The following is a 7,318-nucleotide window of genomic DNA, read 5'->3' as shown; positions in this document are numbered from 1 at the left end:
ATTGTTCTCGGCCGCGAAGAAGGCCGCGGCTTTTTTCAGGAAGGAAAGCTTCTCGCGGAGTTCGGAGTTTTCCCGTTCGAGTTCACGCAACCGGGTGCGCTCGGGGCCGCTGAGGGAGTGCGGTTCTTCTTCCGCACGCGCGCGCTTGTAGGTGTTCACCCAATTGCCGAGCGTGGTGTCGTGGACGCCGAACTCTCTGGCGACCTCGGCGATTGTGCGGGGGCCGTCGAGGACCATGCGCACAGCCTCGTCCTTGAACTCCTGGCTGAACCTACGCCTGGAACCTTTCGGCATGTTTCTATCTCCTTCGGACTGTTACCACCCTATCGAGTGGTCTGTCCGGAATCTCTGGAGCACCTCATACACGCTACGTGGTGGCGCGGGGGAGGATCTGGGAGATGCACTGGTGGGACAGGCCCAGCACGCTGCCGATGTCGCGGGTGGTCCAGCCCTTGTCGATGAGAGTGCGGGCGGCGTCGCGCTCGGCCTGTTCGGCGTAGAAGTGTGCGGTGCGTGCGTCAATGACGGTCCTCAGTACGTTCGCCGCCTCCGGGTCGGCGGGGGTGAAGAGGAAGTGGCATCATCTGCCTGCGCCGGCTGCGGTCCTCGTTCTGACGTGCTCAGTCGGCGACACGCAGGCAGCGGATGCGTACGGCGTTGCGGACGGGCTTCCCGTCTTGTTCATCGGTGTACTCGGCGACCTTGACGTAGCCGTGGTCGTCGTAGATGCGTCCCAGTTCGGGACTGTCCGCCCAGTGATCCAGGGCCAGCGCGGGAGCGTTGTACGCTCTGGCGAGACGCTCGGCCTCTTCCAGCAGGACTGAGCCGACGCTGCGGCCGCCGGGGCCGCGCTCGGTCATCACGGTGTGGATGAACATCGATCCGCCGGGCACCGCGGTGGCGGGGATCCGAGGTGGGGTCATGGGCGCTGCGGCCAGCAGCCCGACGCACCGGCCATCCCGTTCGGCCAGGGTGATGACGCCCCGGCGCGTCCAATCGGCGATCCGGTCGGGGAAGCCGGGGATTCGGGAGAACGGCACCGTTCCCCATTGCTCCGGGCGGCCCCGGGCGATGAGCCACGCATGGACGGAGTCCATCAGGGACAGCAGGGCCGGAACGTCATCGGTCGTCGCCGGTCGCAGTCGGGTGGAAGAGCTTGGCATTGTGGCCTCCGGGGGAGCTAAACTTCACACGACCCTATTAATTCAACTTTCTAAGGATTAGATTGTCAAAGAAAGACAGGGTTCGGGCCGTGACCAGGACCGTTCAGGAGCTACAGGACGCCACCGACCTCATTGATGAGCTAGCGGCCCGGCACCTCGGCATCAATCGCACTGACCTGAGGTGCCTGAGCCGGCTGACCGCCCGTGGCTCGCTCACCGCAAGCGAGCTGGCGGCCGCCGCCGGGCTCACCGGAGGCGCCGCCACCACCGCCATCGATCGACTGGAGCGGACCGGCCTGGCCGAGCGAGTCCGCGATATGGCGGACCGGCGCCGCGTCCTGGTGCACCTGACCGAACGGGGCCGCAGAGCCGTTCAGGAGATCTGGGGGCCGATCGCCGCCGAAGCCCAGGCCGAGCTCCTCCGGTTCAGCATCGCCGAGCTCGAACTCATCGAGACATTCCTGCACCGCGCGCTGCACAATCAGGCCCGTCACGCCGACCGCCTGCGCGAGGGAACCGAAGGAACCTGACCGCACCGTCCCGTCCAGCAGGTCATCCTTGCCTGGACTGGCCGTCAACTATCTCCTGACGCGCCGCCTTCATCGTGAAACAACCCGTTAACCCCAAGGGGGCGGCGATCCGCGCCCGGGAGAGGGAGGAAGGGCGCGGAGACGGCACGCTGACCGGGTTCAACATCAGTGTGCCGACCCGCCTGAAGGCGAGACTCCCCCCGGAGGCGGAAGACCTCCTTGAACTGCGCGTCTACGACGAGACGATCCGCTTTGACACCCTCATCGTGGACGGGACCACCTGTGTGGTGCGGCCCTATCCGCCCCAGGCCCGGGGAGTCGACCCACCTACCATCGTGATCAACGACAACACCGCCGCCGAGCGGCATCTCCCTGGGCCTGACCGACCGGGACACCCCGACCCTCGGCGTGATCGACCTGCCCTGATGAACAGGTGGCCGGACCGATCAGGATTCGAGAAGCACCGGTCACCGAGCCGCGGATAACGTGACGGCCATGGACATCACCATTCACACGAGCTTCCTCCCGCATGACGACCCGGACGCCACCCTGGCCTTCTACCGCGACACCCTCGGCTTCGAGGTACGCAGCGACGTCGGACACGGCAAGATGCGCTGGATCACGGTCGGCCCTGTCGGCCAGCCCGGCACGTCCATTCTCCTGGCGCCGCCGGCCACCGACCCCGGCATCAGCGAGGACGAGCGCCGCACCATCATCGAGATGATGGCCAAGGGCACCTACGGCTGGATCCTGCTGGCCACCCGGGACCTCGACGGCACCTTCGAGAAGCTGCAGGCCGGCGACGCCGAGGTCGTCCAGGAGCCGACGGAGCAGCCGTACGGTGTCCGTGACTGTGCCTTCCGCGATCCCGCGGGTAACCTGATCCGCATCCAGGAGCTTCGCTGAGCCGTTCGGTAGTCGATGTGGCCATGACGGCCGCCACGGAGAATACGGTGGCCGGTGATTTCAGGCCTCCGTCCTCGACTCACCCTCGACGGCCGCGACATCGCAGAGGTCCTCGCGATGTCGGCCGCCGCGAGCGAGAGGCGCGCACGCCGGTCGTTCACATGGCGGCGACGGGCGGCGTCCACGTCCCGGGCGAGCCGATCACCGGCCTCGCCGGCGTCGAGCAGTTTTTCGGTCCGGTGGCCCGGGTGCTCGCGGACATCGATGAAAGGAGTTCTCTCATGTGTCATCCCGCATGGGGGCGCGCGCTTACCGAGGCACAGCGCCTGAACGACCTCGCGCGGCTGCGCCGCGTCCGCGACCGGATCGACCGGGAGTACGCGCAGCCGCTGGACGTCGAGGCGCTGGCCCGTGGCGCGCATATGTCGGCCGGGCATCTCAGCCGCCGGTTCCGGCTCGCCTACGGCGAGTCGCCGTACGCCTATCTGATGACGCGGCGCATCGAGCGCGCGATGGCGCTGCTGCGCCGGGGCGACCTCAGCGTCACCGAGGTCTGCTTCGCGGTCGGCTGCTCGTCACTGGGCACCTTCAGCACCCGCTTCACCGAACTGGTCGGCATGCCGCCCGGCGCCTATCGGCGCCACGCGGCGGGCGCCGCTGAGGGGATGCCGTCGTGCGTGGCGAAACAGGTGACCAGGCCGGTCAGGAATCGAGAAGCGCCGGTCACCGAGCCGCACCTAGCGTGACGGCCATGACCTCCATCGAATCCCTCACCCTTGAGGTGGCCGACACCGCGGCCGCCAACCGCTTCTACACCGCCTTCGGCCTGGGCACTCAGGTGCGCCTGCGGGCCTCGGAGGCGCCGACGACCGGCTTCCGTGGCTTCGCGCTGTCGCTCACGGTGTCCCAGCCGGCCACCGTCAACGGCTTCATCGGCGCCGCTCTCGACGTCGGCGCCACGTCGCTGAAGCCCGCCGCGAAGTCGTTCTGGGGCTACGGCGGCGTCGTACAGGCTCCGGACGGGACGATCTGGAAGATCGCGACGTCGGCGAAGAGGGACACCGGGCCGGCCACCCAGCAGTTCGACGAGATCGTGCTCCTCCTGGGAGCCGTGGACGTGGCCGCGAGCAAGCGGTTCTATGTTGACCGAGGCCTCGTCGTGGTGAAGAGCTTCGGCCGCAAGTATGTCGAGTTCGCCACCGTGTCGAGTCCGGTCAAGCTGGCGCTGTACGGGCGCCGTGGCCTTGCCAAGGATGTCGGCGTCCCCGTCGACGGCACCGGATCGCACCGGGTCGTGCTCGGCGGCGACGCCGGGTCTTTCACCGACCCGGACGGGTTTGTGTGGGAGGCCGCGTCGCTGACAACCACGCCCTGACGTGCCACTGCTGTCCTCCTGGCCCGGCCGCCGACCGCGAGACGGCCGCCGCGCTCGCCGCCGGTCTGACCGTGGCGGATCCTTAGCATGAGATTGTCCCAATCAAGCATTACAAGAGGGGAAACCTGCCATGAAGGACACGGAGAAGTCCGCCAAGACCACCGGTGCAGCCGGTGAGAAGTTCGACGGATTCACGGATGAGGAGCGGGGCGCGATGAAGGAGCGCGCCCAGGAGCTGAAGGCGTCCGCGCGGCGCGGCCCGCGCGCGGCCAAGGCGGATGCGGAGAGCGAGGTGCTCGCGAAGATCGCCGAGATGGAGGAGGCGGACCGCGTCGTCGCCGAGCGGCTCCATGACATCGTCAAAGCCAACGCGCCGGCCCTCTCGCCGAAGCTCTGGTATGGGATGCCGGCGTATGCCAGGGACGGCAAGATTGTCTGCTTCTTCCAGAGTGCGCAGAAGTTCAAGACGAGGTACGCCACGCTCGGCTTCAACGACCAGGCCAACCTCGATGAAGGCACCATGTGGCCGACCGCCTTCGCCCTGACGGAGTTGACCGCCGCCGACGAGGCGCGGATCGGCGCGCTCATCAAGAAGGCCGTGAGCTGAGGCGGTCCTTCTCACGGGCGCGGCGATCGCCGACCACTCGCGGGTCCACGACTCCCCGGCACGGCCTCGTCGGCGTTGGCGCGGACGCCAAGCAGCCACGAGGCAAAGCGGGCACGGCCCGGCGCCGGAAGCCGGGCCTGCTCCGGTCGGAGCGTCACGCCGAACGCCCGTCGTGCTCGCCATCCGGTTTTAGGAGATACTTGTCACCGCGCGTCACTGGCGTCTCCCGCCGGGGCGCCGGTAGCGAAGGCACCCACGGGGGGCCAACCTCGCGTGGCAGATGGGCGCCGGGGATGCGCAACTCACGCCGAGCGCATTCATGCACCGCGTTCAGTTGACCCACGTACGCTTGGTTACAGGCTTCCCAAGCTTCCTCGTCTGCGTCGAGCATTTCCCGTGCGATCCATTCCAGCCGCCCCACTTCCCGATTCAACCGCCGGACCGAAGACACCACATCGGCGCTTCCGATCAGCGTGACCAACTCGCTCGCGCCGGCACGCCGTGACTCCGCTTCGGCTAGGAGTGCAAGAGCATCATCCCCTTCTAAAGCCGCGGCGCGCTTGTCGATTCCTCGTCCGGCGACGAGTCTTCGGGAGATCCGATTCATAGATTTGACCGCGTCCAGATAGTCGGCGTAAGCGGCCAGCTTCTTATCGGCCCAGTAACGCGCCTGCTCACGGTGGAAGCGCATCCGGTCGACGAGGATGGTGGCGGCGAAGGTAGTGAGGGCTCCGACCAGGACAGCGAGTAGGGTCACGGCCACATTCGTCACTTGCTCATTGTGCCTGCCATGTCCCCATCATCATATCGAACACCTGATCGCTTGATTCCACCCCGTGGCTGAGTTGCCACTCATCGGGACGGGCCGGGTACGGTGGTGCCATGAGCAGGCGGGACCGGTCGAATCTTGGCTGGTCGGCTGTACCTGAAGAGGTGCTTGACGATTTCGACAGTTACCTCGCGGGCGTCGACCGGCACGTCACTCTTATCCGACCATTTTCCGAGGGATTAAGTGGGGCATCGGTATTGTTGGTGGAGGATCGCGTTGGGCGTCGCGCTCCACGACAGCGTGTTTTAAAGTTTTGTTTGGACGCTGCCGAGCCCGATCGAATCTTTGTTGTTTACGACGAGTTGGCGGAGTTTGCCGAACGTCACCTGGCCAAGCCGGTAGACAAGGTGAAACTCGACCGCTGCTCAGCAGTTTTCATGGAGGTCGCCGGGCAGGACTGGAAGGGCTGCCGCCCACTGGCCGATTACCTCAACCGGTCCGACCTTGCGACGACTTTTCGGACGATAGTCCCATCCCTGATCAACGGCTGGAACGCCGGCCGTACGGACCTTGACCGCCCTTGCACGGTGGCGGATTTTCTTTGCTCTCTAATCGGCAGGGAACGGCTAGAAGTCGGCGGCCGGCTAGACGCTTTCGCAGCCCGCGTCGGCATCGATCGCCATGCCGGCACTCTGCGCCTCCCCGGATGGCGTCGGGAACTGCGTAACCCACTCGCGTTCGCAGATCTCAATACGCCCGCCGGAGCATTTCGGCTGCCGGGCGGCGCCCTCATCGGAAATGGGCACGGGGACCCGAACATCTTCAACCTGCTCATCCCCGGCTTTCCGGACTTTGAGCCGGAGCGGTACCAAGTAATTGACTATGGAAGCCATAGCGTCGATCGGCCGGTCACATGGGACTCGATGCTGTTGCTTGTTTCGATGGCCACTCGGTGGCTGGGGCAGTTGAATCCGACCTCGGACGCCGCGCAGGGGCTCATTCGTACGCTGGTTCGGCCCCACGAATCAGAGTCCGGTTTCGGGCTTAGCGAGCACCAGGGTGTAACCAAGGCCGTTTACGAGGCCGGCTACGAATGGGCCCGAGATAAGTCGTATGGTGACCGCTGGCGGCCGCAGTGTGCTCTCAGCCTCTGCGCCGCCGGGCTGATTTTTGTCGGCCGGAAGGTTCCGGGGATCGAAGGTTCTCTCGACAACTGGTTCTTCAAGCTTGCGGCAGAAGCTGCTGAGGAGTTCGCTGAGCTGGTAGGAGCCCCAGACCCCGTAATGAATTTCGCGTTACCCGGCCGGGATCGGAAACCGCGCGTGGATGGGGTGCCTGGGGGCGCCCACAATGCGGGCCGGAGCAGCGGAATTGAAGCGTGCAAACCCCCTGTGAGCTCGAATTTTAAATCAGGAGAATCTGTGGAGGTGGATGAATTTTCGGCATTGCTTAAAGCGCTTGAAAGGAGGTCAAGGCTAAGTGGTGGTAGTGCTGCGTCTCCCACTTCAAAGGGATTCTTGCCTGCCGTGTCGGGCGTGATGAAATTTTTGGGAGGTATCTATGCGTACTATCCGGCGAAATTTACCGCTTACGTGGCAGAAATTACTGATGATAGCCCAAGCCTGTCGGCAAAACTACTCGAAGGCATGCCGCCAAGTAGGGCGGCTGATGTCCTTGAGAGGCTTTCACCTAAGGCGGCGGTGGCTGTGTTGGTCGAAATGTGCTCCCGGTGCAGGAAGACAGTTCTTTTGCATACTCCCCGTACGTTTTGGTGTGCCGTTTTGAATGTGATGAGTATCGATGGGCCAGATTTTAGCCAGAGCAGCGCGGAATGACGATCATGTGTTCGCCGCACGCGTCGGCCATGCGAACCAACCGTACGAACTAATCGAACAGGGGAAATGGTCTGCGTGGCCCCGGCCCGAGGGTCGGACAGCTGCCGGACGCCCGTCGGCAGTCTAAAAAGTC

Annotated in this window: 10 protein-coding genes; 7 read left to right on the top strand and 3 right to left on the bottom strand. The window is 65.2% G+C overall.

Annotated elements, in window-relative coordinates; all coding sequences use genetic code 11:
• Together ABZ194_RS22085 and ABZ194_RS22080 are read right to left on the bottom strand one after the other, a co-directional pair.
• Nucleotides 1-294 (bottom strand): transposase (locus ABZ194_RS22085; RefSeq protein ID WP_355598876.1); only part of this gene is annotated, 294 nt, incomplete at its 3' end.
• A gap of 326 nt (nucleotides 295-620) precedes the next feature.
• Entirely contained in the window at nucleotides 621-1,163 is a 543-nt protein-coding gene (locus ABZ194_RS22080; protein ID WP_355598875.1) for a GNAT family N-acetyltransferase, read from the bottom strand.
• Between the two features lie 89 nt (nucleotides 1,164-1,252).
• On the opposite strand from ABZ194_RS22080, the gene ABZ194_RS22075 reads away from it, so the two are divergent.
• From ABZ194_RS22075 to ABZ194_RS22050, 6 genes are all read left to right on the top strand, one after another.
• Entirely contained in the window at nucleotides 1,253-1,693 is a 441-nt protein-coding gene (locus ABZ194_RS22075; protein WP_355598874.1) for a MarR family transcriptional regulator, read from the top strand.
• A 74-nt stretch (nucleotides 1,694-1,767) separates the two neighbouring features.
• The gene (locus ABZ194_RS22070; RefSeq protein ID WP_355598873.1) at nucleotides 1,768-2,178 is read left to right on the top strand and encodes a DUF5919 domain-containing protein; all 411 of its coding nucleotides are present in this window, start codon (nucleotides 1,768-1,770) and stop codon (nucleotides 2,176-2,178) included.
• Nucleotides 2,179-2,188: 10 nt separating this feature from the next.
• Nucleotides 2,189-2,599 carry a VOC family protein gene (locus ABZ194_RS22065; RefSeq protein WP_355598872.1) on the top strand — a complete coding sequence of 137 codons (411 nt, stop codon included), beginning with the start codon at nucleotides 2,189-2,191 and terminating at the stop codon, nucleotides 2,597-2,599.
• 281 nt (nucleotides 2,600-2,880) lie between these two features.
• Entirely contained in the window at nucleotides 2,881-3,345 is a 465-nt protein-coding gene (locus ABZ194_RS22060) for a helix-turn-helix transcriptional regulator (RefSeq protein WP_355598871.1), read from the top strand.
• A 5-nt stretch (nucleotides 3,346-3,350) separates the two neighbouring features.
• Nucleotides 3,351-3,974, top strand: coding sequence for a glyoxalase (locus tag ABZ194_RS22055; protein ID WP_355598870.1), 624 nt, complete (start codon nucleotides 3,351-3,353; stop codon nucleotides 3,972-3,974).
• Between the two features lie 130 nt (nucleotides 3,975-4,104).
• On the top strand, nucleotides 4,105-4,581 hold the full coding sequence (locus ABZ194_RS22050; RefSeq protein ID WP_355598869.1) for a DUF1801 domain-containing protein: 477 nt from the start codon (nucleotides 4,105-4,107) through the stop codon (nucleotides 4,579-4,581).
• A gap of 154 nt (nucleotides 4,582-4,735) precedes the next feature.
• On the opposite strand, the gene ABZ194_RS22045 is transcribed toward ABZ194_RS22050, so the two are convergent.
• Nucleotides 4,736-5,353 carry a hypothetical protein gene (locus ABZ194_RS22045; RefSeq protein ID WP_355598868.1) on the bottom strand — a complete coding sequence of 206 codons (618 nt, stop codon included), beginning with the start codon at nucleotides 5,351-5,353 and terminating at the stop codon, nucleotides 4,736-4,738.
• 110 nt (nucleotides 5,354-5,463) lie between these two features.
• Here ABZ194_RS22045 and ABZ194_RS22040 point away from each other — a divergent pair, with 110 nt between their 5' ends.
• On the top strand, nucleotides 5,464-7,185 hold the full coding sequence (locus tag ABZ194_RS22040) for a hypothetical protein (RefSeq protein WP_355598867.1): 1,722 nt from the start codon (nucleotides 5,464-5,466) through the stop codon (nucleotides 7,183-7,185).
• Nucleotides 7,186-7,318: the final 133 nt, after the last annotated feature.

Origin of the sequence: Streptosporangium sp. NPDC006007 (genome assembly GCF_040614315.1) — a bacterium.
Classification (GTDB): Bacteria; Actinomycetota; Actinomycetes; order Streptosporangiales; family Streptosporangiaceae; genus Streptosporangium.
Note: the sequence above shows the minus strand (reverse complement) of the source record. Positions and strands in the feature narration are given on the sequence as shown.